Below are 23,481 nucleotides of genomic sequence, written 5' to 3'. Positions count from 1 at the left end.
GCAGCGTGCCGAGACGCGGCGTCTAAGCTTCAAGCTACATTAAGACCGGAATTTTGGTCTTTTGTAGGAAGTATTTCGACGCGCCGCCTAAGAATATCTCCTTGATGCCGCTGTCTGAGTGCAAGCCCGCGACGATGAGATCGAAATCGCCCGCATCGGCGTACTCTAGCAGCACCTGTCCCGGGATCTTGCCCTCGACATTCAGCGCCTCGAAAACGTCGATTTTAATGCCGTGTAGAGCCAGATAATCGCTTATACGGCGCTTAGTTTCGGCAAGATCATCCTGAAGGTAGTGATTTGCGGTAATGACGGTGACGGATTTGGCGCGCTGTAAAAGTTCCAGCCAATTATCAAGCGCCCTTGCAGACGCCGCAGTGCCGGTAAGCGAAACTAAAATTTTATCCGCCCTAAACTCCTGCAGCTTGCGCGGTATGACGATGCAAGGCTTGCCGCTTTTGGTAACCGCCGCTTCGAACGTGCCGGTGATAGAGCCAGTAGGCGGCACGGAAACCAGCACCAAATCGCAATATTTGGAGTATTTCTCGACCAGCTCGGAACGGATGCCTACCATATGCCTCAAAGCGGCGCTATTTGGGACGTGATCGTCGTCGTTTTGATCTAGGCCCAGCTTGGCGCATTCAGTGTCGAAGATCGCTCTGATCTCCTCGCGCTCGGCCTGCATCTCGTCTCCTGCGGATTTTAAAAACTCCTCCATCAACACGCCACCTTTTAGCGTCATACGGACGTTGTAGATCATCTTGGGATCGAGCTGGCACGCCATTATGTTTATGTGTGTGCCGAAAAATTTATTCACTAGCAGCGCTCCGTGTATGCGCTCGGCTAGCTCCTCGCCGCCGCCGATAGGGAAAAATATCTTTTTAAGCTGCATCTTTACGCTCCTATTAAAATTTTAAGCTAATTCCAGTGAAATTTTAGAGCCTTTCTGCTCGGTCACGCGCACGCGCACGATGTCGCCCGCACGATAAGGCGTCGTGATAAATTTAGCGCGCAGCAATCCGTCCACGCCGTCTCGCAGCGAGATGAAGGTACCGAAATCCAGTACGCTTTGCACCACGCCGTCAAACTCCTCGCCGATCTGAAATTTTACCTCTTTACGTTCACCGCGCGGCTTGCGAAAATCGCGAGAATTTGAGACTATCGATAAAATTTTCTCTTTCGCGCCCGATACGCCGCTAGCTTTGGCGCCTTGGATCTTAACCTCGCCCTTTTCGCGATCCAGATCGATATTTACGCCGAAGCTTTCGGTGATCTCTTTGATGACCTTGCCGCCTTGGCCGATGATGTCGGGGATTTTGCTTGGATCGACGCTAAAAATTTCAAGCTTCGGAAGCACGTCCTCGTTTATAATGATCGCTGCATCCGCCTGCTCCATAAGGCCCAAAATATGCGCGCGAGCCTGCTTTGCCTGCGCTAGGGCCTCTTTTAGAACCTCCAGGCTGATGCCGCCGAGCTTGATATCCATCTGGAGCGCGGTGATGCCCTCATAGGTGCCCGCGACCTTAAAATCCATATCGCCGTCATGATCCTCAAGCCCCATTATGTCGGTTAGCACGGCATGCTTGTCGCCCTCAAAAATCAAGCCCATCGCTACGCCCGCAACGAGCTTTAGCGTAGGTACGCCCGCTGCCCGAAGCGATAGCGCGCCGCCGCATACCGAAGCCATCGAGCTTGAGCCGTTACTCTCTAAAATTTCGCTCACCACGCGGATAGACTGCGGCGAGTTTAGATCGATGCTCGGATATAGCGCTCTTTTGGCTAAATTTCCATGTCCCAACTCGCGTCTGCCTGGGCTTTTGAGCGGGCTTGCTTCGCCGACGCAAAAGCCCGGGAAGTTGTAGTTAAACATAAATCGCTCGCTAATCGGCTCGAGCTGCGTTAGGCTGTCGCTTAGCTGCGCGTCGCTATCGCCGCCTAGCGTGGTGACGACTAAAGCCTGCGTCTGCCCGCGCGTAAATAGGCAGCTTCCGTGCGCGCACGGCAGGATATTGGTCTCGATACTGATCGGGCGCACCTCATCAAGCGCGCGTCCGTCGGCTCTGCAATGATCCTCGATGATCTGCGTGCGGATGATGCCGCGCTTATACTTGCCGATGACGCTAGAGATCACCTCTTTGCTCCATTCGTTTTGCACCGCAGCCTCGGTCGCTAAAATTTGATCTACGATTTTGTTTAGTTCGGTAGCGCGTTCGCTCTTTGCCATCTGATTGATCGCCGCTTTGACGGCGTCTTTGTAGTTTGCGTCGATAAAATCCGCGATATTCTCATCCTCTATCTCGGGCTTATACTCTAGGTTCGCACTCGGCTTTTTAAACGGCAGAAAAGCCTCTTTGTAGGCGTTTGAACCCGCGCTTATCGCCTTTGCGGCAAAATCGATCGCATCTACCATCAGATCTTCGCTAAATTCATTCATCTGCTGCGCGCCGCCATTAATCTGCGGCAGGGAGCGCATCTCGATCATCAAAAGCTCATCACCGACGCCCGCTACGTAAAGATCGAGCGCGCTAGCTTTAAGCGCGGAGTTGCTCGGATTTAAGATGAAATTTCCGTTTTGATAACCTATGCGCACGCCGCAAACCGGCGCTTTAATCGGGATGTCGCTAAGATACAGCGCCGCAGATGCCGCATTAAGAGCGACGACTTGCAAATCGACCTCCGGATCTGCCGATAGCACGTAAACTACGATCTGCGTCGGATACGCGTATCCCTTCGGAAAGAGCGGGCGCAGCGAGCGGTCTATGATGCGGCTCGTTAGCGTCTCAAAATCGCCCGGCTTGGTCTCGCGCTTGATGTAGCCTCCGGGGATTCTGCCCGCTGCATACATCTTTTCGATATATTGCACGGTAAGGGGTAAAAAGTCCTCTTGTACCTGCGTCTCTTCGCGCGCTACGGTGGCTAGCACTACGGTATTTTTCACGCGCAAAAGCGCCGCGCCCGCGGCTTGCTTTGCGACCTTATTGATATCGAAAATTTCGGTATTGCCATTTACTTCAATTTTGCACTGCATTAATTTTCTCCTTGTTTTTGTTGGTTTCGTGAAACGGCAGATAAAGCGGGCATTTGTTTAAAATTTGCATTATCTCCTCCGCGCTTGAGAGCGTTTTTTCTTTGTAATAAAAATCCACATTCACAAAATCTCGGATCTTGTGAACGGCATAAATTCCATCTACTAGCATGGCGATCTCGTCTGCATTATCGCTGCCGATAACGGGCGTGGCATAAAAGATCGCTTTGGCGTTTAAGCTTACGAGCGTCTTTATGCAAGTAAGCGCGGTCAGCCCGCTCTCACACCCCTCATCTACCAAGATGACGTTTTTTTTCTCTAAATTTCCCAAAAGCTCGCCCTTGCGAAATTTATACATGTTTTTTAAAATTTTCTCCTCATAAAGTCTGTTTGCCTGCCCGTAAACGTAATCCAGGCTGATGCCGAAGCTTCGCACGAGCTCATCCACCATCACGATCTCTTGGGTTTCGCTTACGCACGCGATCGCACATTCAGGATTATTTGGCGCTAAAACGGGTTCTGTAAATAAAAACTCATAAGCAAGCCCCAGCTTTAGAGCAAGATGGTTTGCGATAGGAAGCGACTCCAGGGATTGAGCGATTATTAGAAAATTTTCGTTTTTGATCACGGCAGCGGGTAAAATTTCCGAAAGCTTCATCGCGGCGTCGATTTGGTTTTCAAACATCAGCTCAGCTCTAGGCGTCATTATTTTTCGCTTCCGTATTCGCTATCTACCGAAAAATCATACCCTACTCCGCCAAACGGATAGAAATTTACGAGAAAGTAAATTCCGCGCTCCTTGCTTGCTTTGCTGTAGCCCGTCGTACTGGTATTTTTAGGCTCGATATCCTCTTGATACACAAAAGAGTAATTCCAACACTTGCGCGTATGAGAAAGCCCCACGCGCCACATTTTAGAATAAGATCGCTCCAAGTCGTAATCCCAACGCCCAAAAATTTTATTATTCCTAGGCAAATTTACCGAAGCATTTACGATGCCGTAGTTATCTTTCGTATAGCGTTTAGGCTCCATGCTTAGCTTTTCATATTCGTAAGCGTGACTAAGTCCAAAGCTAAAGTCGTCGTTGGAGTAGTTGGCATAGGTATAGACTTTATCGAAGCTTTTATATTTATGCGAGTAGGTAAAGCGGTTTCCGATATTTAGCCCATTTGCAAAATATGCATCGATGCGGTGTTCTAAATCGTCGAACTCGTGATCGTCGAAGTCATATCGCTGCTTGACGCTATGGCGTAAGAATTTACGCCCGTCTTCATTATAAAAAAACTGCGTCATACTTAAAGCTGCATTTTCGTGGGTGTATTCGTCGCTAAGCTCGCTTAAGAAGTTATCCTCCCAATAAAGCGAGTCTTGCAAGTTACCCAGCCGCGAGCGATCTACTGCGCCGCGAGCAAGGTCGTATTTATACTGATGATACTTTAAAATTCTATCCTCGATGTCGCCTTGCTGCCATCCGGGAATTCTAAAATCCGCCCTCCAGCTCATCGTATGATACAAGCTATCGTAAGCTCTGGCTACGTCGGTGTAGAGTGAAAGCTCGGTGTATTGATTAGCGTAGAAAGTGCTTTTATCCTCGCCAAGATCGCCGTTTGCGTAGTAGAATTTATCGTGCCAATCGATATTGGTCATATACACTCGCTCGGTAAAAGCGAAATTTAAATAATCCGCCAGCAGCGGCGTGCTTATACTAATCGGTACGTCAAACTCATATTGGCGAGCAGTCGCGCCCTCCCATCTGGTGTAATTACGCGCTTTTGCATCAAGCGAATAGATCAAATTTGGCAGCCCCAAATCATTGCTAAATTTATGATATTGCAGCGTCGGAAGCTCTTGGACGGTATCTTCGTTGCGGAAGGTATTATCGGCGTTTAGCTTACTCGTATCGATGTAGTAGCGTCCGTAAGCGCCAAAATAGTGCTCGTCTGAGGTCAAATAATAATTCAGCCGCGAAGTTACGAGCGAGTTATCCGCATCGTCGCCAAGACCTCCCTTTTCCTTCAGATCGTAGTATTCAAGGTCGTTTAGCTGGGTAAAATCGATCCATAAATTTTCGCGCAGATCGCCATCTAACAAATAGGTCGCAAGCTTGCTGCGATCGTATTGCACCTCAAATCCGTGGTGACGCTCGTTTTTGTATTCAAGGCGTTTTTGCGCTCGCGAGAAGTTATCGAAAACTCCACCTCTAATCTCGCCGTAAGAATACGGCGACTCCGTAAATCGAAATGTCCCGTATACGCCAAAGCCCCTGCGCGTGCGCACCTGCGGATCGAGCTGAAAATCCCAGCTGTCGTAAGGCGCAAAATAGATCGGCTGCTTATAATAGATCCCTTCCTTGCTGATGTAGCCAGCCTCGGGAGGCAGTAAGCCCGTGCGGCGCGTGCGATCAGTCGGGAAGCCGAAATACGGCAGATATAACACCGGCACGTCGCCCACGTAAAATCTCGGATTGAAAAGATGGAGGAATTTGCTCTCTTTATTGAGCATGCCGCTACTAAATTTAATCCGCCAATCGGGATCGGTAACGTTGCAACTAGATACGCTGGAGCCCTCCACGCGGTAATACTCGCTATCGCTGCAGCTGGCGTCGTTTTGCATCCAAAGCTCGGAGTCCTTATCCATCATAAAATTTACGTCGGCTTGCTGCTTATCGTTTTTCAGATCGATTTTGACATGCTGCGCACGCGTAGTTTCGCTGCTACCGCGCATCGCATTGACGTTACCAAAAAGCTCGATGATGCCGTTTTGCTCGTCGTATGTAGCGCGATCGGCGGTGATGAAGTAGTCCTGTGAATACACCGTTACGTTGCCACTAGCCTCCGTCAAAAAGCCGTTTTTCTCGACATTATCTGCTATAAGCTCGACGTCTTGGACCTTTGCACTCGCACTGCTTGCTAAAAGAGCGCTAAAACTAAGCGCTAGAATTTTAAATTTTTTACTCTTTTTCAATCTCTACCACCAATGTTTTCGCCGCCATATCATGCAGGCTCTGACGCGAGTTCGTAAAAAGCGCCACCAAAAATCCCATATAAAAGATCATCTCGCTTATCAACCTAACCGCCGCGCGGATCGCTGCAGTAGCGATATCCATAGCGCTGCCGTCAGCGCGGACGCAATAAATTTTGACCGCAAGCTTGCCTAGCGTAGCGCCGTATAAATAGACAAAAATCGCCTGATATAAAAATTTTATTATCGCGTAATGCAAAATGAATTTCGACGCGATCTTTTGTACCTCAAGATTGCTTCCACTCTGCGCCGCTGCAACAAGCTCTGGCTCGTCGATAGTAAATAGCACGATAGTAAAAAGCGTTACGCTCACCGCTTCGTCGATACTAAACGCAATTACGCGCTTGCTAAGCGGAGCGACGATCAAATTTTATCTCTTAAGGCTTGGTGCGCGATATCGCGCCTATACTGCGCGCCGCTAAATTTTATATTTTCGCACAGCGCGTAAGCCGCATCGCGCGCCTGCTTTAGGCTCTGCGCGACGCCCACGCTTACCAAAACGCGCCCGCCGCTAGCGTAAATCCGTCCCTCTCGCTCACTCACGCCTGCGTAGCAGATATGTGCGCCCGCAGGAATTTCGACGACCTCGATCAAAGCAGGCTGCGAAGAACCGTAAGGGTAGCGCTCGCTAGCCATTACGATGCCCACCGCAAATCGCTCTTTTAAGCTTATGCTACTTAGCTTACCTACGGCAGCGTTGTATAAAATTTCGCTCAAATTTCCGTCAATTAGCGGCATCAAAACCTCGCACTCCGGATCGCCGAAGCGGACGTTGTACTCCAGCACGTAAGGCTCGCCGCCCACGATCATAAGCCCTACGAACAGCACGCCGCAAAATGGCGCGCCCTGCTGCTTCATCCCTTTTAGCGTGGGCGCGACGATCTCGCTTTCTACTCTTTTTATCAGCGCGGCATCCGCTAGCGGGCTAGGTGCATAAGCTCCCATGCCGCCGGTGTTCGGGCCAAGATCGCCGTCAAGCAATTTTTTGTGATCCTGCGCTACGGGCAGACTTACGAAATTCTCCCCGTCGCAGATCGCAAAAAAACTCAGCTCGAAGCCCTCTAAAAACTCCTCCACGACGACACGCTTGCCCGCTTCGCCGAAGCTTTCGCCGCTTAGCATATCCGCGGCGGCTTTTTTAGCTTCATCTTTGGAGTTTGCGATGATGACGCCCTTGCCTGCGCACAAGCCGTCCGCTTTGACCACTACGCGGCCGTTTAGAGTATCGATAAATTTTGAAATTTCGGATAGATCGTCGCTGCTTAGAAATTTTGCGGTTTTAATATGATTTCGCGCTAGAAAGTCCTTCATATAGGCTTTAGAGCCCTCAAGCTTCGCCGCAGCGGCGCTGGGGCCGAATATCGCGAGGCCTTGCGCTTTAAAAATATCCACGATACCTTTTGTAAGAGGCTCTTCGGCGCCCACGACGGTAAGGGCTACGTCGTTGTTTTTGGCAAAGAGCGCGAGTTCATTAAAATCTTTTAAATCTAAATTTTTACCAAGCGCCTTTGTAGCGCCGTTTCCCGGAGCAAAATACAGATTTAAAACGTTTTTATCCTCGCGAAGTCTTAGCCCGATCGCGTATTCTCTACCGCCACCGCCGATTATTAGGATATTCAATGAAGCCTCCGTAACGTAAAAAAACCCAAGTGAGCGTTGCGTAAAAAGAATCGGCTCAAACAAAGCCAATCTTGCAACTAGGAAAAATCTCTAGGTCGCAACCCGTAACTTTAAAAAAAGCTCGAGCCGAGCCGCGTCACACGGACCTCTCACGTCGTCGCTTATACAAATATGTTGAACCCTCATATAAAACGCTCTCGCTTCACCCAGGCTTGGGCAAAATTATAGTCAAAATTTGCTTAAACTATGGCAAAAGCGCCAGATCGACGCAGGATTTTATCGACATTCTTTCGCAGATTATCGGCTCGCAAAACTCGCTCAAAACGCTCGCCGTCGTCTTGCCGATACAGATCGCCTTGTAGCTCCCATCCCAGCCGAAATTTGCGGTAAAGCCGCGAACGTTCTTAGGAGAGGTAAAAATCAGCGTGCTGCCTTGCGGCGGCTTTGCGGCGGCGGGGAGGCTAAGGACGCAATTTTCATAGGCGATCATGCTTTGCAGCCGCACGCCGGCACTAGACAGGATCTGCTCCAGCTTTGATACCGTCTGCCTCGCGCGCAGATACAGCGCGTCTGCGCCTTGCAAGAGCGGCGCGATCTCCGCGGCAAACTCATTTCCGTGCCCGTGCCGCGCCGTATAGATATCGCGAAATCCAAACTCGCGCGCAGCCGCAGCGCACGGCTCGCCGATAGCGTAAACGGGCGTATCTAAATCAGGTGAAATTTCATTAAATTTTATCGCCGCCACCGCATTTTTGGAGGTAAAAATTAGCGCGTCCGTCTGCGTAGGCAGGCTAAATTTGAAAAATTTTATCTCGCAGACCGCAAGCTGCCTCACCTGCGGATGATCAAATCTCGTATTAGACACCAAATATATCAAAACGCCCTCCATGTTTAAATTTGCTTGAGCCTCGCTACTGCTTCTATGACGCGTAGAAACAAAGAAAATGCCGCTTCATTTGCTTTGATTAAATTCCGTTCGCGCCCTATCGATTACGTGGACACCGTTTAACGTCCAAATTTGCTCTGATTAAACTTCGCTCCGAGCCGCTTTCGGCGCCGTTTAAAGCCTGCCCACAAAGCCTACTCGCACCTTTAAGTCGCGCTTAGGCAACCTAGCGGCGGCACGCTTTTTTAAAATTTTATCTCACGCCTAAATTTGTAGCCAAGCACTCCACTTTGCGCCGGCTCGGTCTTTTAAATTTAACTTTATAACCTCAAGCGCCTGCTCTAAAGCTAGTTTAGGGCGCGCTATCATTTTTAAATTTGCGCAGTAATTACCCGCGGCGAGTGCTTAAAACACTGCCACGAAACCCGCTCTGCACACAGCAGACGTATTACATAGCTCGCCAAATTTTAAAATTTAAAGCTGCGGCTATGAAATTTTAAAATTTCGCCGATCTGCCCCTTAAATCTCGGTATCAGATTGTATCCGTTTATCTCGCGCGCTTCAAGCGGCATGCTCTCGCCCAAACTTAGCACTAAATTTCGCCCGAGCATCCGTGCGGTACTTAGCCCCTTAAATTTTCCCTTTCAGCCACTCGTTTAAAATTTCAATCTGCGCCGCCACGCTTTCATTCGCCGTGCCTCCTTGCGACTTGCGCGCCTCCTTAGAAGCGTTTAGATCAAGAAATTTAACCGCATCGCCGCCTAAGCTTTCATCCACGCTTGCAAGCTGCTGCGCATTTAGCTCACTCAAATCTAGACCCAAATTTTCCGCATACGCCACGGCCTTGCCCGTGATGAAGTGTGCCTGGCGAAAGGGCACGTTTTTCTCCCGCACGAGATAGTCAGCCAGATCGGTTGCCGTGAGGTGCCCGCGGCGCGTCATCGCGAGCATATTTTGCTCGTTAAATTTAGCCGTTTTTAACATCTGTTTTAAAATTTCAAGGCTCGCAAGCGCGGTGGCGACGCTATCAAAAACGCCCTCCTTGTCCTCTTGCATGTCCTTGTTGTATGCTAGCGGCAAGCCCTTCATCACCGTTAGCAGCGCGACGAGATTGCCATTTACGCGCCCCGTTTTGCCGCGGATTAGCTCGGCGACGTCGGGGTTTTTCTTCTGCGGCATGATGGAGCTGCCCGTGCTGTAGGCGTCGCTGATCGCCACAAAGCCGAACTCCTGCGAGCTCCACAAGATTAGCTCCTCGCACAGGCGCGACGCATGCGTCATCAGCACGCTTACGTTAAACAAAATCTCTAGCGCAAAATCGCGGTCGCTGACGCTATCCATCGCGTTTGGCGTCACTCCCGCAAACCTGAGCTGCTGCGCGACCAACTCGCGGTTTATAGGGTGCGGCGTGCCGGCAAGCGCAGCCGAGCCTAGCGGACAGAGGTTATTTCGCTCGCGCGAGCTAGTAAAGCGCTCGTAGTCGCGGCGAAACATAAACGCGTAAGCTAGCAAATGATAGGCAAGGCTCACGGGCTGGGCGTGCTGAAGGTGCGTGTAGCCGGGCATTAGCGTGCCTGTATGCTCGCTAGCTATATCTCGCAGAGCCTCTACTAGCTCGCGGATCTTTTCGGCGAGCGCAGCGCCGCTTTTAAGCACGTAGAGGCGAAAATCAAGCGCGACCTGATCGTTTCTGCTGCGCGCGGTGTGCAACCTGCCGCCAAGATCGCTTCCGATGAGCTCGCTTAGGCGCTTTTCGACCGCCATGTGTATGTCCTCGTCGGCGGTTTTAAACTCAAATTTACCGCTTTTTATCTCTTCAAACACGGCGTCAAGCCCCGCGACGATTTTTTCGCTCTCCTCAGGCTTTAAGATCCCGCAGGCGCCGAGCATCCGAGCGTGCGCCTTGCTGCCTGCGATATCCTCCTGCCAAAGCGCCCTATCAAAGCCGATCGAGGCGTTAAACTCCTCCAAAAGCGCCGAACTCGCCTCGCTAAAGCGCCCTTCCCACATTTTTTTCACGCTCGCTCCTTCGTTTAAATTTTCGGTGATTTTATAAAATTTTAAATCTCGCCGCACAAGATTTACGGGCGAGAAAAAAGCTAAAGCGCGGTAAATTTCTAAAAAATGCGCGTACCGCACTTTCGCACTCGGTTTGGAATTTATTGCGCCTCAAGCTTAGCGCTTCAAAAGCGCTTGCTAGCTTATTCGATCCACTTTACTACGTCATCCATGCTGCGGCGGATCTTTTGCGGCTGCGGATTTACGCGGTAGCCGAAAGGCACGAGCAGCGCCACGCGGCGCTCATTCCATTTTAGATTCAAAATCTCTCCGAGTGCTGCGCGATCAAAGCCCTCCATAGGGCAGCTGTCGATGCCGCGGCTTGCAGCCTCGTTCATCATCGCAAGTGCTGCGAACATGCACTGCGCGTGCGACCAATTAAATAGCTCCTCATCGTCGTTGTGAAAATAACCGCTTAAAAAATCTTGATAAAATTTATGCCTGTCGCCGATATATTTGGGCGCTTCGTCTTTTCTGCGTGTAATCATTCGCTCGATATAATCACTTCCTAGCTTTATGTCCTTGATCTTTGCTAAAATCACGACCAGATGTGAGCAAGAGGTGATCTGCGGCTGATTCCACGATTTTTCGCGGATCTGCTCGCGCAGCGCCTTGTTTTGCACAACCAAAAAGTCCCATTGCTCTAGCCCCGTAGAACTAGGTGCTAGGATGCCTGCCTGCAAAATAGCGTCAAAATCGGCTTTACCGATCTTTTTGTTCTCGTCAAAAATTTTGCACGCGTGGCGAAATTTCATAATCTCTAAATGCGTCATAGCCTCTCCTTAATTAGAATTTTTGTAGATCAAATACCCGCCATCTTTGCGTCTGATGCTAAGGTTGCCCTCATGCGAGCGCACGCCGATGCGGTAGTAGCCGTCCTCTTTGGTGACATTGATGTCGCTAAAGCCGCCGATATTTACAGCAAAGCTCGCGCCGCTAAGCGGGATCTCTTGGCGCCAAAACTCCGCTTCAAGTGCACCCGAAGCATTTGCGTCGGAGCTTTTGAAATCGTCTGCGGTGATGAGCTGCACGCTGTTTTTGCGAATGACAAATTTTAATCCGTCGTCAAATTTAAGCGTCTCTAACGGCAGCTCCAGGCGCGGCGCGAAGCTAGGTGTGATACCACTTTGCGAGACCTGCTTTTGTAAATTTGGATCAGTCGAAGTAACCGAGACATCTAGCGCCCTATGTAGCGCAGGTTTGGCGCTCGCGCTTAGCACGAAATCATCGTGCCAATCAATCGAGCGATTGATATCAACGATCTTTTCGTGTAAGACCCCGTCGTCGTCCCTATATCGCACAATTAAGCTTTCGATCGTAAGAGCGTCGGAGGGAAGCGCAAAGGTTTGCTGCGTGAAATTTTTAGGCGCGGGAATATTTTGTGGCGTGGCGGCGGAGCTTTGCGCCGGATTGGAATTTTGTGGAGCAGATTGCGCGTTTTGTTGCGCAGTGGAGTTTTGCGCTGTAGAATTCTGTGCCGCCTTAAAATTTTGCACCATTGTAGAATTCAACTCGCTTACTTCCGGCGCAATCGGTAACTCATCAGGAGGCGGAAGCGTCGCAGCTGAAGGCTGCGCAGAAGAGTTTCGTTCCGTTTTTATGACCTGCGAAGGAGCACCGATGCCCGCTTTGGCCGCAGGAGCTTTTTTTTCGGTCTGCGAGAGCTGCGCGCTCACGGCTTTTTTGGCGACGCTTGCTTTGACGCTAGAATTTGCTTCTGCGGCGCTTTTTTGCATTGCTGCGGTAGGGCTTTTAGATGTTTCAGGTTTCATTACAGCTTGCTTTTTAGCGTTTGGGCTTTGCGCACCTGTTTTTGGCTCTTTAATCGCCAAATCGGTAGAATTTTGCTCTTTTACCGCGGCGATGCTGAGTTTCGTAGCGTTTGAATTTGCGTCATTTAAATTCTCAGCGTTTAAAAAAGCGCAAAGACCTAAAATTAGTAAAGAAATTTTTCTCATTTTTTAAGGTCCGGATCGAGCGAGCGACGCTCTAAATAAAGCTTTTGCAGTTCGGCGTTTTCCTCTTTTAGCCGCTCAACGTCGGTGAATAAAAACGCCTTTTCTTTTTGCAGCTGGCGTAGCACTTCAAACGATCGCTTGCCAAACAGCACGTCACCCACGAAGATGCCCGCAAAAACGACGCAGACGATCAGCGCAAGAGCTGCAAAAATCTGTTTAAGCGGCGAAAACGGATTGATAAAATTCAGCCGTTCTTTTAAATTTTTACGCTTCTTTGAAGCTTTTTTAGCGGCAGGATCTGCGTTTTGCGGCATAAAAGAAAAACCTTGCGTGGCAGAATTTATGTCTTGTGCCGCAAAGCCCGCGTCGTTTGGGAAGTAGTTTTCTTTCGCGTATAATTCTGCATTCTTTAAATCGCCGCCCCCAATAAATTCCGTGCTGTAAAAGCCCGCGTCTGTTTGCGCGCTGCCTTCGTAGTTTCCGCTTGCAGCAGAGCTTTTGCTGCTTAAATTAGAGCCGCCGCCTGTAGCATCAGAGGCAGAGCCTGTTTCGTCTACGCCGTGTGAGGTTCCGTTGCGATTTTTGCGGAAGCCAGCCCCTACCGCGCTAAAACCTCCGCTAAAATTTTCATCGCTATAAAATTCATCATCGTCAAAAAAATCGTCCTCGTCAAAGTCTGCGTCTGAATATCTGCCTTGCGTGTCCGTATAATCCGCTCCGTCCGCATAGGGGCGCTGCGCGCCGCCTTTTAAGCCCCGCTTGGACTTTTTTTTAAAAAACATTTTAAATTCGGCTTCCCAAAAACTCGTCCGTTTCGCGCTCGATCTCAAGCAGGCGGTTGTATTTGGCGTTGCGTTCGCTTCTGGCGGTCGCGCCCGTTTTGATTTGGCCCGTATTCATCGCGACGGCGAAGTCCGCGATAAAGCTATCCTCGCTCTCGCCGCTTCTGTGGCTCATCACGCAGCGGTAGCCTTTGCGCTGAGCTAGGCGGATCGTCTGCATGGTTTGGCTGACGGTGCCGATTTGATTTGGTTTTATTAGGATCGCGTTGCCTACGCCTTTGGCGATGCCTTCGCGTAAAATTTTCTCGTTCGTTACAAATAGATCGTCGCCCACGAGCTGTACTTTAGCGCCAAGTTTGCTAGTTAGCTTCGCCCAGCCCGCCCAGTCGTCCTCGCTTAGGCCGTCCTCGATCGAAAATATCGGATACTTCTCGCAAAGTTGCGCGTATCGCTCGATCAGCTCTTCGCTGCTAAATTCCTTGCCTTCTAGTTTATATTTGCCGTTTTCGTACAGCTCGCTGGCAGCCACGTCAAGGGCTAGCTTGATCTGCTCGCCTGCTTTGTAGCCTGCTTTTTCGATAGCTTGCATGATGAGTTTGATCGGCTCTTCGTTATCGTTTAAATTCGGCGCAAATCCGCCCTCGTCGCCCACTGCCGTGCTGTGGCCGGCTGCGTTTAGCAGGCCTTTTAGCGTGTGGTAAATTTCGCTCGCTGCTCGCAGCGCGTCGCTAAATTTATCAAATCCAAACGGCATAATCATAAATTCTTGAAAATCTACGCTGTTGTTCGCGTGCGCGCCGCCGTTGATGATATTAAACATCGGCACGGGTAGTACGCTAGCGTTTGCGCCACCTAGGTAGCGGTACAAAGGCACGTCAAGGCTTTTGGCAGCCGCGCGCGCTACCGCCATAGATACGCCAAGCACCGCATTTGCGCCCAAATTTGAGTAGTTATCGGTGCCGTCAAGCTCCCTCATCTCATCGTCAAGCGCCTTTTGATCGAAGGCATCCAGTCCGATCACGGCTTCGGCGATCTGCGAATTTACGTTTTCTACCGCCTTTAGCACGCCCTTGCCGCAGTATCTTTTGTCTTTGTCGCGAAGCTCCAGCGCCTCTCGTTTGCCCGTGCTTGCACCGCTTGGCACTATCGCACTTGCCATTGTACCGTCGCTTAGAGCCACGGTCGCCTTCACGGTCGGATTGCCGCGGCTGTCAAGTACTTCTATCGCATAAACATCTTCGATATAAATCATCATTCATCTCCACTTTGTAAATTTTCTTCATCGTCCGCGTCTGCGCTGAAATTTACGCTACCCATCTGCTCGCGGATCTTTGCCGTGATCTCTTCGGCGACAGCGGGATTGTTCTCAAGATATACTTTAGCGTTTTCGCGCCCTTGACCCAGCTTTGTATCGCCGTAGCTGAACCACGCGCCGCTTTTATCGACGATGTCGAGCTTGACGCCGTAATCAATCAGCTCGCCCACTTTGCTGATACCCTTGCCGAACATTATGTCAAATTCCGCGATCTTAAACGGAGGCGCCACCTTGTTTTTCACGACCTTGACCTTGGCACGGTTGCCGATGCTCTCTTCGTTTTGTTTCAAAGTAGCGATCTTACGTATGTCGATGCGCACCGAAGCGTAAAATTTAAGCGCATTGCCGCCGGTCGTCGTCTCTGGCGTGCCGTAGCCCATCGTGCCGATCTTCATACGGATTTGGTTGATAAAGATTACCGTCGTGTTCATCTTGTGCACGACGCCCGCGAGCTTGCGCAGCGCTTGGCTCATAAGTCGCGCCTGAAGCCCCACGTGTTGATCGCCCATATCGCCCTCGATCTCATTTTTCGGCGTGAGCGCAGCGACGCTATCTACGACGATAAGATCGATCGCGCCGCTTTTTGCTAGGGTCTCTACGATGTCGAGCGCCTGCTCGCCGAAGTCGGGCTGACTGACGTAGAGATTGTCGGTATCGACGCCTAAATTTGAAGCGTATTTAACGTCCAGCGCGTGTTCGGCGTCCACGAATGCGCAAATTCCGCCCGCCTTTTGGCACTCGGCGATGATGTGAAGCGTAAGCGTCGTCTTTCCCGAGCTCTCCGGCCCGTAAACCTCGATGATACGCCCCTTCGGCACGCCGCCGATGCCAAGCGCGATGTCGAGCCCCACAGAGCCCGTAGAGATGGCGTCTATCGGCTCGACCTGCTTGTCGCCTAGTCGTACGAGCGTGCCCTTGCCGAAAGCTTTGTCGATCGATTTTAGCGCCGCATCCAGCGTCTTTTTCTTTCCCTCGTCCATGTTTTTCCTTAAAAATAAATTCATTTGATTTTACCAAATTTGAAATGAATTTTTGATTATTCGCCTAAATTCGGCGCGGCATCGGAATTTGAAATTTTTAAGGAGCGCAAAAAGTTCTGCAGGGCGAGCGGAGAGCATTAAATTTAGCCTTTTAAACAGACTCTGTTTTTCACGTTTTTCTTTATAAATTCCGCATTTTTATGAGGGTTGTAGCAAAAATTTACTATAATTTCGCAATTTAGCCGCGCGCGAAATTTAAAGCGGAGCAAAAAGGATTAAATTTGAAGATTTTTAAGCATATAAACGTCGCCCATTCGCCCGACGCCGACGATATTTTTATGTATAAGGCGATTGATTTTGGTTGGGTGAGCTCCAAAAATCTAAAATTTAGCGCAACGGCGCTTGATATCCAGAGCCTAAACGACGAGGCGCTAAAGGGCACTTACGAGGCCACGGCGATTAGCTTCGCGCTATATCCGCTGATAGCGGGCGAATACGCGCTTTTGCGCACGGCGGTGAGCTTCGGCGAGGGTTATGGGCCAAAGCTGGTTAAGAAAAAGGGCGCGGTTTTAAAGCAGAATTTCAAGGTTGCGCTAAGCGGCAAACACACGACCAATGCCCTGCTTTTTCGCATGGCATACCCGCAGGCGCGCATAGTTTATAAAAATTTCCTAGAAATCGAGAGTGCGGTTTTAAGCGGCGAGGTGGACGCGGGCGTGCTGATACACGAGAGCATTTTGGACTTTTCGGACGAGCTTTGCGTGGAGCGCGAGATCTGGGATATCTGGAGCGAGCTAGCGGGCGAAAATTTACCGCTGCCGCTGGGAGGCATGGCGGTTCGCCGCAGCCTGCCGATAACGGACGCCATCGAGTGCGAGCGCGTGCTAACGGAGGGCGTACGCATCGCCACCGCGCATAAGCCGTTTTTGTCGCACATGCTGATGGAGCGAAATCTCATCCGCGTGGACGATGCAAAGCTCGAAAAATATCTGAGCCTTTATGCCAACGAGGCCTCGATCGAGCTTTCGCATGCGCAGATAAGGGCGGTGGATAGGCTGTTTGAGCTTGGTTACGAGCGCGGTTTTTACCCTGCGCCGCTTAGCGCGCAGGAGAATTTTATCCCGCGCGAATATAACGAGATCCGCTTTGCGGACTGCGGCGGGCAAAACCCAATGTAGGGCCGGGCGAGGTTAAAATTTAGCTGAAATTTAGCCTTGCTTCGGCTGATTTTGCTCGGAACACTGCCCCTTCGTTTCGGCTAAATTTCTAGGCATTAAGGGGTTTGCGCCTCGGCGAAAATTTTACTTCGGCGTAAAGGCAGGCGCGCGGTAGAATTTTATCTCGTTTTTGACGTGCGGTAATCCGCTTTTGAAATTTAGCCGTAGAGGGCGACGTGGATTTAAATTTGCGCGCAAATTTAACGTCAAACTTGCCGCGGATCGCCGCCAAGCTGCGCCAATCGACCGCCTGCTGTGGCGTTATTTTTCGCCGCGCGATATTTCGCCTCAAATTTACGGCTACGCGGCGATGAAATTTTATACGCGGAGGTACATTGCACGGATGTATTTTATGCCGCAGGGTGCGAGCTGCGCGTGTGACGTAGCGCGCCGCTGAAAACGTATCGAAAGCGAGCTAAATTTTGAAATAGCGTTCGTCTTTTGCACTATGGTGCGGCGGTATCGCTAAATTTTAAAACGATACGGGGGAGCGGCAAGCGCGAAATTTAGAAATGAAATTTAAAAGGCAAAATTTTGAAAACAAAGCAGATAGATTTTAGCAAATACACCTCCGTGCGTATAGGCGGGAGCTTTGCGGTGCAAATTTTAAAGGACGAGGCCGATTTTGCGGAGTTTGAGAGTATCCGCGAGCGCGCGATCATCGGCGGCGGCAATAATCTGCTCATCTCGCCCGCGCCGCCACACCTTGCGATGCTAAGCGAGGAGTTCGATCGCATAAGCTTAAGCGGCGATATCCTTAGCATCGGGGCTGCGACGAAATCAGGCAAAATTTATAATTTCGCCAAAAAACAAAACATCGGCGGCTTTGAGTTTTTGCGAAACATCCCGGGCCAGCTCGGCGGGCTAATCAATATGAACGCAGGGCTCGCCGGCGCGAGCATTAGCGATAGCCTGCTTGCCGTGCGCCTGGCTCGCGGCTGGGTGGAGCGCGAGCAGATAAGCTTCGGCTACCGAAGAAGCGGGATCGAGGAGCCGATTTTGGGCGCCGAGTTTAAAATTTCGCGCGGCTTTGACGTCTCGCTCGCCGCGGATTTCGCCACCAAACGCGCCAACCAGCCAAAGGGGGCAAGCTTTGGAAGCTGCTTTAAAAATCCGCCGAATGACGCCGCGGGCAGGCTGATCGAAGCGGCAGGGCTTAAAGGCCACGCGATCGGCGGGGCGAAATTTAGCGAGCAACATGCCAATTTCATCATAAATTTCGGCAGCGCGAGCTTTGAAGACGTGATTGCACTCATAAATTTAGCGCAAAGCCGCGTTTTTGAGGAATTTGGTATTAAACTGGAAACCGAGGTCGTGGTGCTATAAAAGGAAATTCGTATATTTTGCCCCGACTAAACTTGCTCGATTGTCTATTTCGTCTTTTTGCACTGGATTTTTTTATGCTTTGAAATTTTAAAATACCGATGAAATCGTCAAATTTAAAATCGCTCGAATACAGTGCGCCGATGATACTAACTGCCGTTTCATCGCTTAAAATAGTCGCTACAAAAATAGCCCGCAAAAGCAATCAATTTTATCCCGTTTATCTCGCCGTGAAAAACAGTTGTTGAATTTTGCGCGCCAAACCGACGCAGCCGTCTAAATCGGCGTTCCGTAACCGTCTAAGTGGGCAAGCAAATTTAGCTCAGATAGTAACCCGCCAAAGCCGCGACGATGGCAATGAGAGTAAGCGCGGCCGTTAGTTTATATAGCCGCAAAGCTCCCGCGCAGCGACTTTTCATATCTCGGATTTTAGGCGACTTGCTAACTAAATTTAGCTCCGCAAGCGCCGCGTCAAATTTGCCGCAATCAAGCCTCCCCTCCGCAAAATCTCTAAAGACAAGCGCATCAAAATGCAGCCTAACGTGCAGATAAAGCAGAGCCGCAAAAGCCGCCAAAAAGCCCATAATCACGGCAAAATGAGTAAAAATCGTAAAACAGACGGCAAACTGAAGCAAATTTAACAAGAAAAACAGCCTATGCGTTGCTAAAAACCTAGCCGTAACCAGCGCCAAGGCTCTATTGTCCGTACTTTGGCGGTATTCGCGCTCCCCGCCTTGCACCGATTTTTCGTTTTGCTCCGCATTCGTCATTTTCTCTCCTCATTTTGGGCGTTTGGTTAAATTCCCGTTTGTTTTCACCGAGAATTTTGCAATGCCGCTTGTTTTTAGCCAGCAGATTTTTTAAATTTGATCCCTCAAACCGGACTTGATCAAATTTAGCCTGCGCCTATTTCGCGCTTAAATTTGCCGCTTCTTTACTTCGCTTTCAAATTTCGCTGGTGCGGACGGCTATCTGCTCTATCAGCTTGCGCAGCGAGCTAGCGACCGCGATCTTTTCGCGGCGAGATTTTAGTAAATTTAGCGCCTCGTCAAAGCCCAGTCCCGCGTAAATCACCAGCCAAGCAAGCAGCACCGACGAGCTCCTGCCGTAGCCCAGCGCGCAGCAGACCAGCACCTTTTTACTGTTTATCTCGGCGGCTCGTTCGTTTGAGTCCGCGAGAGTTTGCTCCGCCTCGGCGTTTTTGTTTTCGTTTGCCGAGCCGCGCGTTTGTAAATTTACCCGTGAGTCCGCTTGCTCATTAAATTTAAAATCTCGCCCGTGCGCGCAACCGTTTGCCTCGGCGCTAAAATTTGATCCCAGTTCCATCCTTTGCTGCAAATTTTCGCCGCCGCAAAGAACCCTTTTTACGAGCCGCTTAAGCTCGGCCGCGCCACGTTTTAGCTCGTCCGCACTCGGCGTTATCATGTCTAGCATAGGCAGGCTCGCGTAAATTTGCGCGCCGCCAGGCCGCTCAAACTCGGCCGCGAGATCTAGCACCGCGTCAAATTTGCCCGCCTCCTTAACCGAGCCTAGATAGAGCCCTGGCAAAATCTCGTCTGAAAGCCGGCGTCCGCGCAGCCAAAAAAGCGCATTTAACCGCGCGACGCAAAAATACGGGAAAAGTAAAGCTTTGGCCGCGAAAGCGTGACGGCCTTGCCCGTTTTTAGCAAAAACTCCCGCGCCCAAAAACGCGTAACCGCAAGCAACCAGCGCGAAACTAAGGCTCGCCCACGATAGCCACAGCATCCACGCGCCCCAAATTTTAGCTCCCAAAATCGCCGCAAAAAGCGTCAAAAACGCAAGCCCCAGATATAGCGCCGCCCATTTGTAGCGCGCGGCCTCCCTAGCCATGACAAATCTAAGCGGCGCGCCCTCTAGCGGGCGAATCAGTAGCACGAGGCATCCCGCGGCCAGCCCCGTAGGAATGTCGATAAAATGGTGCTGATACGTGGTCAGTACGCTAAGGCCGATGAGCGCAAACCACGTGACAAGCGCCGCCTTAAGCCAAACCGCGCGCGCCTTGCGAAGGTAAAAAGCGCCCACCACGACGCAAAGTATGATGTGCAGCGACGGGGCTTGATTAAACGGGAGGTCAAAAGCGGCCAGGCTTGAGAACAAAAAGCCGCTAAGGCCCGAAACTGCGGGCTTCTCCCACGACATTTGCAGAGGAAAAGCGATAAAAAACAGCGTCGCGATTATCTGCGCGGCCAGCTGCGATAAAAACGGTTTTGTTTTCATTTTTGCCTTTTTTGCTAATTCTATCAAATTTTAGAGAATTTGCGCTTTAGCGGATTAATCGCTTCCGAGATCGCTCGCTTGACGTAAAAGGCGTAAAAGCGTAAAATTTACTCACCGAGACCTGAATCTTTAAAATGTTAAATTTGGTTTGGTTAAATTTAGTATTGCACATTAAATTTACTCTTTCTTGTTAAGGGGGAAGGGGCTTGAATTACGCTCTGCTAGCAGTTGCGAGGCAAAGCCGAAGCAAAAGAGCTCCCTTCCTCCTTAACGATCCCCAACCCCTACGACGTGAGAGGTTGCTGCACTGCGTGCAGGTTTAAATTTGGCGCTACCGCGCCGCACGTTTTTTAGTTTAACATTTTTGAGATGCGGGTCTCGGCGACTCAAATTTGAAGCCGAAATTTGTAAATTTTACTCACCCAGACCTGTATATTTAAGATACTAAATTTAAATTAGTCAAATTTAGTTAGATTCTTTTCGTAAAAAACAACCGTTTGAGGTTGTTTTTTACTTTATTGTAAAGGGGGGGGCTTAAAATGCACTCTGCTAGCAGCTCTCAAAGAGAGTGCGTCCTAGCAGTAGCAAACGAAGTGCAGCTAAGCACAAGGCGAGGCAAAGCCGAAGCAAAAGAGCTCCCTTTTGTATCCGCCTTTCTCTTTTTCTTGGGTGGCGGAAGGGGTTTCTACTTACGAAGCGTCGCCCCTTCCGCCCCCAAACCCCCACCTACCCCACTGCACGTGAGAGGTGGCGACACTGCTTTGCCTTACAGGCAAAGCGTCGCGGGTTTTAGTTAAATTTGAGTGTAACGAATTTACATTTTCAAGGTGCGGATCTCGGTGGGTAAAATTCGCAAATTTGACCCCAAATTTGAGCGTAAAACGATAAGGCGCAATATCGTGAGATGATTTTGAGAGTTGTGCAGAAATTTTAAGTCAAGGCTAAACAAATAGTCTGCCGCAGACTTAAAATTTTAAATCTCTCTCAAAAGCGCTCGCGAGGCAAGCCACGCAAAAGGCTAAATTTTAACGGCCAAACTCACGCTAAATATCCCATCCCCATCTATCCACTCTTTCACCTTTTTAAATCCCGCATTTGCTACAAGCTGATCCATCTCGGCCTGGCTGCGGCGGCGCATGATCCACGCAGCGCCCTGCCTGTGGCTAGATAGAGCGCGCGCGATCATCTCAAGCTGCGGATGCCACGGCTGATTGGTGTAGATGAGGTAGCCGCCGCTTCTTACGCTGCTTGAAAAGCCCTGTAGCGCGGTGCACACGACCGAGTTATCCGGGAAGAGCTCAAACAGCCCCGACACGACGCCTAGCGTATATGTACCCTGTAGACCCTCGTAGCTAGCGGCGTCAAAGGCGTTTGACTGCGTAAAGCTCGCGACGTCCTCTAGCCCGCGCTCCTTTATCATTTCGCTACCGGCTTTTACGTTTATGTCGCTGTAGTCGCGCAGCGTTATGCGCTCAAATTTATGCCCCTGCGCGGCGTCTAGTATGTATCTGCCGTGTCCCGAGGCGATGTCGAGCAGTCGTAGCGGCTCGCCTCGCTCCTGTAGCTTTGCTACGGCTTGATCGATGGCTAGCTTGATATTTCGTTTGCGCTCTCTGATACCGCGCCAGCCGATGGCGTTTAGGTAAATTTCGTCGATAAATTTAAAAAATTTATTCGCCCCTTGCGGCTCGTTTCGGTAAACGTAATCAAGCGTACTGCCGCTATCGTAGCCGGTATTTTCGCCGATCTTGAGCCCGCCGACCCACGGCGAAACCGCCTGCATAAATATCCGCTGAAATTTAAACCGCAAATTTTTCGGGCTAAATCTCGGTAGCGGCGTAGCTAGCCTATCGGCCTCCTCGCGGCTAAAGCCGTATTCGTCCGCATGCGTGCACTCCACCTCGCTAAAAGGCGCTCTAAACCTCTCGCCGACGAACTCGCGCACGATCTCAAACGCCCTCTCCCGCTCGCTCTCGCCCAGCGTATCGTGGTAAAATCCCTCTAAAACCTCGCGCCTTTTTACGCGCGCGCCAAGAGCGTTGTAAAACTCGTGCTGCGGTGCGTGCTCCACGACCCAGTCATCGCCCGAGATCAGCAGCAGCGTAGGCGTCGTGATAGCTGCAGCGTCAGAAACCACGCGCTGCGCCGCTTCGTAAAGCCCCAGCAGTATGCGCACCGAGATCGCGCGAGTGATGAGCACATCGGCGTCGTAGCTGGCCTGGCGATCCTTGTCGTGAGTGAGATAGTGAGCCTTGACGTAGCTGTTTACGAAAAAATTTCCGCGGGCGCAGTAGAGCGCCTTTAGGCCCGCTCTAGCAAACGGCACGTAAAGCTTCACGCTAAACGCAGGACTAGCTAGCACCGCGCAGCGAACGCGCACAGCGTAGTCGTGCAGCCACGCCGAGACCAGCACGGCGCCCACGCTCTGGGCTATCACGGCTAGATTTTGCGTCTCAAAGCCGAATCTCTGCTCGATATGTGCCACAAACTCGTCCACGTCGGCGATGAGGCGGCCGACACTCGGCGCGTCGCCCCGCTCGCCGTCGCTCCTGCCGTGTCCGCGCTGATCCCACGCAAAATAGCTCAAACTCTCGTCCGCTAGCTCGTCCGCTACGTGCGTCGTCCTACCCGAGTGCTCGTGCCCGCGGTGAAAAATCGCTACGGCTTTGGCGTTTGGCGCGGCTTTAAATTTGAGATTTTGCTCGGCGTTTTCAGCCGGCTCTTTCTCGTTTAAATTTGAGTCCGAGTTTTCGCCGCCGTTTAGTAAATTTTGCTCGCCGGGTTTACCTTCGCCGCTTAAATTTAGCTCCGCATTTTCGTCTGTGCCGCCTGTTTGCTCGTCGGTCAAATTTGACGTTTCGTTTGCGACCTCGGTGCTTAAATTTGACCCGTCAAATTTGCCGTCCTCGCTCAAATTTACTTCGCCTGCGCCCGGGTTTTCGCACGCTACGTCCGCAGCCAAACGGTATCTGTAAAATATCCTCGCCCCATCGCTTGTTATAAAATAGCTCTCTTTAAAATCCATTTTTCGCCTTTCTTACTTAAATTTATCGATTTTTCT

Annotated in this window: 19 protein-coding genes; 2 read left to right on the top strand and 17 right to left on the bottom strand. The window is 50.7% G+C overall.

Annotated features, from left to right (window positions below; genetic code table 11):
- Nucleotides 1–34: 34 nt before the first annotated feature.
- The 14 genes from Q0460_RS08540 to recA form a co-directional block, all read right to left on the bottom strand.
- The gene (locus tag Q0460_RS08540; RefSeq protein WP_299086347.1) at nt 35–889 is read right to left on the bottom strand and encodes a universal stress protein; all 855 of its coding nucleotides are present in this window, start codon (nt 887–889) and stop codon (nt 35–37) included.
- A gap of 21 nt (nt 890–910) precedes the next feature.
- The gene (locus Q0460_RS08535) at nt 911–3,025 is read right to left on the bottom strand and encodes a polyribonucleotide nucleotidyltransferase (RefSeq protein ID WP_299086346.1); all 2,115 of its coding nucleotides are present in this window, start codon (nt 3,023–3,025) and stop codon (nt 911–913) included.
- A complete protein-coding gene (locus tag Q0460_RS08530; RefSeq protein WP_299086345.1) occupies nt 3,009–3,728 on the bottom strand; it encodes a phosphoribosyltransferase family protein in 720 nt (239 codons plus the stop codon). The genes Q0460_RS08535 and Q0460_RS08530 overlap by 17 nt, the downstream gene beginning before the upstream one ends.
- Nucleotides 3,728–5,986, bottom strand: coding sequence for an LPS-assembly protein LptD (locus Q0460_RS08525; protein WP_299086344.1), 2,259 nt, complete (start codon nt 5,984–5,986; stop codon nt 3,728–3,730). The genes Q0460_RS08530 and Q0460_RS08525 overlap by 1 nt, the downstream gene beginning before the upstream one ends.
- A complete protein-coding gene (locus tag Q0460_RS08520) occupies nt 5,973–6,410 on the bottom strand; it encodes an RDD family protein (RefSeq protein WP_299086343.1) in 438 nt (145 codons plus the stop codon). Before Q0460_RS08520 ends, Q0460_RS08525 begins: the two co-directional genes overlap by 14 nt.
- Entirely contained in the window at nt 6,407–7,663 is a 1,257-nt protein-coding gene (gene purD / locus Q0460_RS08515; protein WP_299086342.1) for a phosphoribosylamine--glycine ligase, read from the bottom strand. The genes Q0460_RS08520 and purD overlap by 4 nt, the downstream gene beginning before the upstream one ends.
- A gap of 244 nt (nt 7,664–7,907) precedes the next feature.
- The gene (locus Q0460_RS08510) at nt 7,908–8,540 is read right to left on the bottom strand and encodes a uroporphyrinogen-III synthase (RefSeq protein WP_299086341.1); all 633 of its coding nucleotides are present in this window, start codon (nt 8,538–8,540) and stop codon (nt 7,908–7,910) included.
- Between the two features lie 476 nt (nt 8,541–9,016).
- The gene (locus tag Q0460_RS08505; protein ID WP_299086340.1) at nt 9,017–9,160 is read right to left on the bottom strand and encodes a hypothetical protein; all 144 of its coding nucleotides are present in this window, start codon (nt 9,158–9,160) and stop codon (nt 9,017–9,019) included.
- Between the two features lie 19 nt (nt 9,161–9,179).
- Nucleotides 9,180–10,559: an argininosuccinate lyase gene (argH, locus tag Q0460_RS08500; RefSeq protein ID WP_299086384.1), complete on the bottom strand. Its 1,380-nt coding sequence runs from the start codon at nt 10,557–10,559 to the stop codon at nt 9,180–9,182.
- Between the two features lie 191 nt (nt 10,560–10,750).
- Complete coding sequence (locus Q0460_RS08495) at nt 10,751–11,380, bottom strand: NAD(P)H-dependent oxidoreductase (RefSeq protein WP_298027679.1); 630 nt, start codon at nt 11,378–11,380, stop codon at nt 10,751–10,753.
- A gap of 9 nt (nt 11,381–11,389) precedes the next feature.
- Complete coding sequence (locus tag Q0460_RS08490; protein ID WP_299086339.1) at nt 11,390–12,565, bottom strand: hypothetical protein; 1,176 nt, start codon at nt 12,563–12,565, stop codon at nt 11,390–11,392.
- The gene (locus tag Q0460_RS08485; protein ID WP_299086338.1) at nt 12,562–13,347 is read right to left on the bottom strand and encodes a hypothetical protein; all 786 of its coding nucleotides are present in this window, start codon (nt 13,345–13,347) and stop codon (nt 12,562–12,564) included. The genes Q0460_RS08490 and Q0460_RS08485 overlap by 4 nt, the downstream gene beginning before the upstream one ends.
- 1 nt (nt 13,348) lies before the next feature.
- Entirely contained in the window at nt 13,349–14,599 is a 1,251-nt protein-coding gene (eno, locus tag Q0460_RS08480; protein WP_299086383.1) for a phosphopyruvate hydratase, read from the bottom strand.
- Nucleotides 14,599–15,642, bottom strand: coding sequence for a recombinase RecA (gene recA, locus Q0460_RS08475; RefSeq protein WP_299086337.1), 1,044 nt, complete (start codon nt 15,640–15,642; stop codon nt 14,599–14,601). Before recA ends, eno begins: the two co-directional genes overlap by 1 nt.
- A 281-nt stretch (nt 15,643–15,923) precedes the next feature.
- Between recA and Q0460_RS08470 the strand changes: the two genes are divergently transcribed.
- Both Q0460_RS08470 and Q0460_RS08465 read left to right on the top strand, forming a co-directional pair.
- Nucleotides 15,924–16,820, top strand: a complete 897-nt coding sequence (locus tag Q0460_RS08470) for a menaquinone biosynthesis family protein (protein WP_299086336.1) — start codon at nt 15,924–15,926, stop codon at nt 16,818–16,820.
- 573 nt (nt 16,821–17,393) lie between these two features.
- Complete coding sequence (locus Q0460_RS08465) at nt 17,394–18,185, top strand: UDP-N-acetylmuramate dehydrogenase (protein WP_299086335.1); 792 nt, start codon at nt 17,394–17,396, stop codon at nt 18,183–18,185.
- A gap of 314 nt (nt 18,186–18,499) precedes the next feature.
- Here the strand turns inward: Q0460_RS08465 and Q0460_RS08460 are convergent, their stop codons facing one another.
- From Q0460_RS08460 to Q0460_RS08450, 3 genes are all read right to left on the bottom strand, one after another.
- A complete protein-coding gene (locus Q0460_RS08460) occupies nt 18,500–18,952 on the bottom strand; it encodes a hypothetical protein (RefSeq protein ID WP_299086334.1) in 453 nt (150 codons plus the stop codon).
- A 175-nt stretch (nt 18,953–19,127) separates the two neighbouring features.
- On the bottom strand, nt 19,128–20,420 hold the full coding sequence (locus Q0460_RS08455) for a dual specificity protein phosphatase family protein (RefSeq protein WP_299086333.1): 1,293 nt from the start codon (nt 20,418–20,420) through the stop codon (nt 19,128–19,130).
- A gap of 1,018 nt (nt 20,421–21,438) precedes the next feature.
- Nucleotides 21,439–23,445 (bottom strand): bifunctional alpha/beta hydrolase/class I SAM-dependent methyltransferase, encoded by a 2,007-nt coding sequence (locus Q0460_RS08450; RefSeq protein WP_299086332.1) that lies wholly within the window; start codon nt 23,443–23,445, stop codon nt 21,439–21,441.
- Between the last annotated feature and the right edge of the window lie 36 nt (nt 23,446–23,481).

It is taken from the genome of uncultured Campylobacter sp. (assembly GCF_937980635.1).
Lineage (GTDB): Bacteria > Campylobacterota > Campylobacteria > Campylobacterales > Campylobacteraceae > Campylobacter_B.
This window is presented reverse-complemented; position numbering and strand designations above follow the sequence as displayed.

Bases quoted from the DNA above. Each gene is read 5' to 3' on its own strand.
- Q0460_RS08540 (WP_299086347.1), bottom strand. From the start codon at position 889: ATGCAGCTTAAAAAGATATTTTTCCCTATCGGCGGCGGCGAGGAGCTA.
- Q0460_RS08535 (WP_299086346.1), bottom strand. From the start codon at position 3,025: ATGCAGTGCAAAATTGAAGTAAATGGCAATACCGAAATTTTCGATATC.
- Q0460_RS08530 (WP_299086345.1), bottom strand. From the start codon at position 3,728: ATGACGCCTAGAGCTGAGCTGATGTTTGAAAACCAAATCGACGCCGCG.
- Q0460_RS08505 (WP_299086340.1), bottom strand. From the start codon at position 9,160: ATGCTCGGGCGAAATTTAGTGCTAAGTTTGGGCGAGAGCATGCCGCTT.
- argH (WP_299086384.1), bottom strand. From the start codon at position 10,559: ATGTGGGAAGGGCGCTTTAGCGAGGCGAGTTCGGCGCTTTTGGAGGAG.
- Q0460_RS08495 (WP_298027679.1), bottom strand. From the start codon at position 11,380: ATGACGCATTTAGAGATTATGAAATTTCGCCACGCGTGCAAAATTTTT.
- Q0460_RS08490 (WP_299086339.1), bottom strand. From the start codon at position 12,565: ATGAGAAAAATTTCTTTACTAATTTTAGGTCTTTGCGCTTTTTTAAAC.
- Q0460_RS08485 (WP_299086338.1), bottom strand. From the start codon at position 13,347: ATGTTTTTTAAAAAAAAGTCCAAGCGGGGCTTAAAAGGCGGCGCGCAG.
- eno (WP_299086383.1), bottom strand. From the start codon at position 14,599: ATGATTTATATCGAAGATGTTTATGCGATAGAAGTACTTGACAGCCGC.
- recA (WP_299086337.1), bottom strand. From the start codon at position 15,642: ATGGACGAGGGAAAGAAAAAGACGCTGGATGCGGCGCTAAAATCGATC.
- Q0460_RS08460 (WP_299086334.1), bottom strand. From the start codon at position 18,952: ATGACGAATGCGGAGCAAAACGAAAAATCGGTGCAAGGCGGGGAGCGC.
- Q0460_RS08455 (WP_299086333.1), bottom strand. From the start codon at position 20,420: ATGAAAACAAAACCGTTTTTATCGCAGCTGGCCGCGCAGATAATCGCG.
- Q0460_RS08450 (WP_299086332.1), bottom strand. From the start codon at position 23,445: ATGGATTTTAAAGAGAGCTATTTTATAACAAGCGATGGGGCGAGGATA.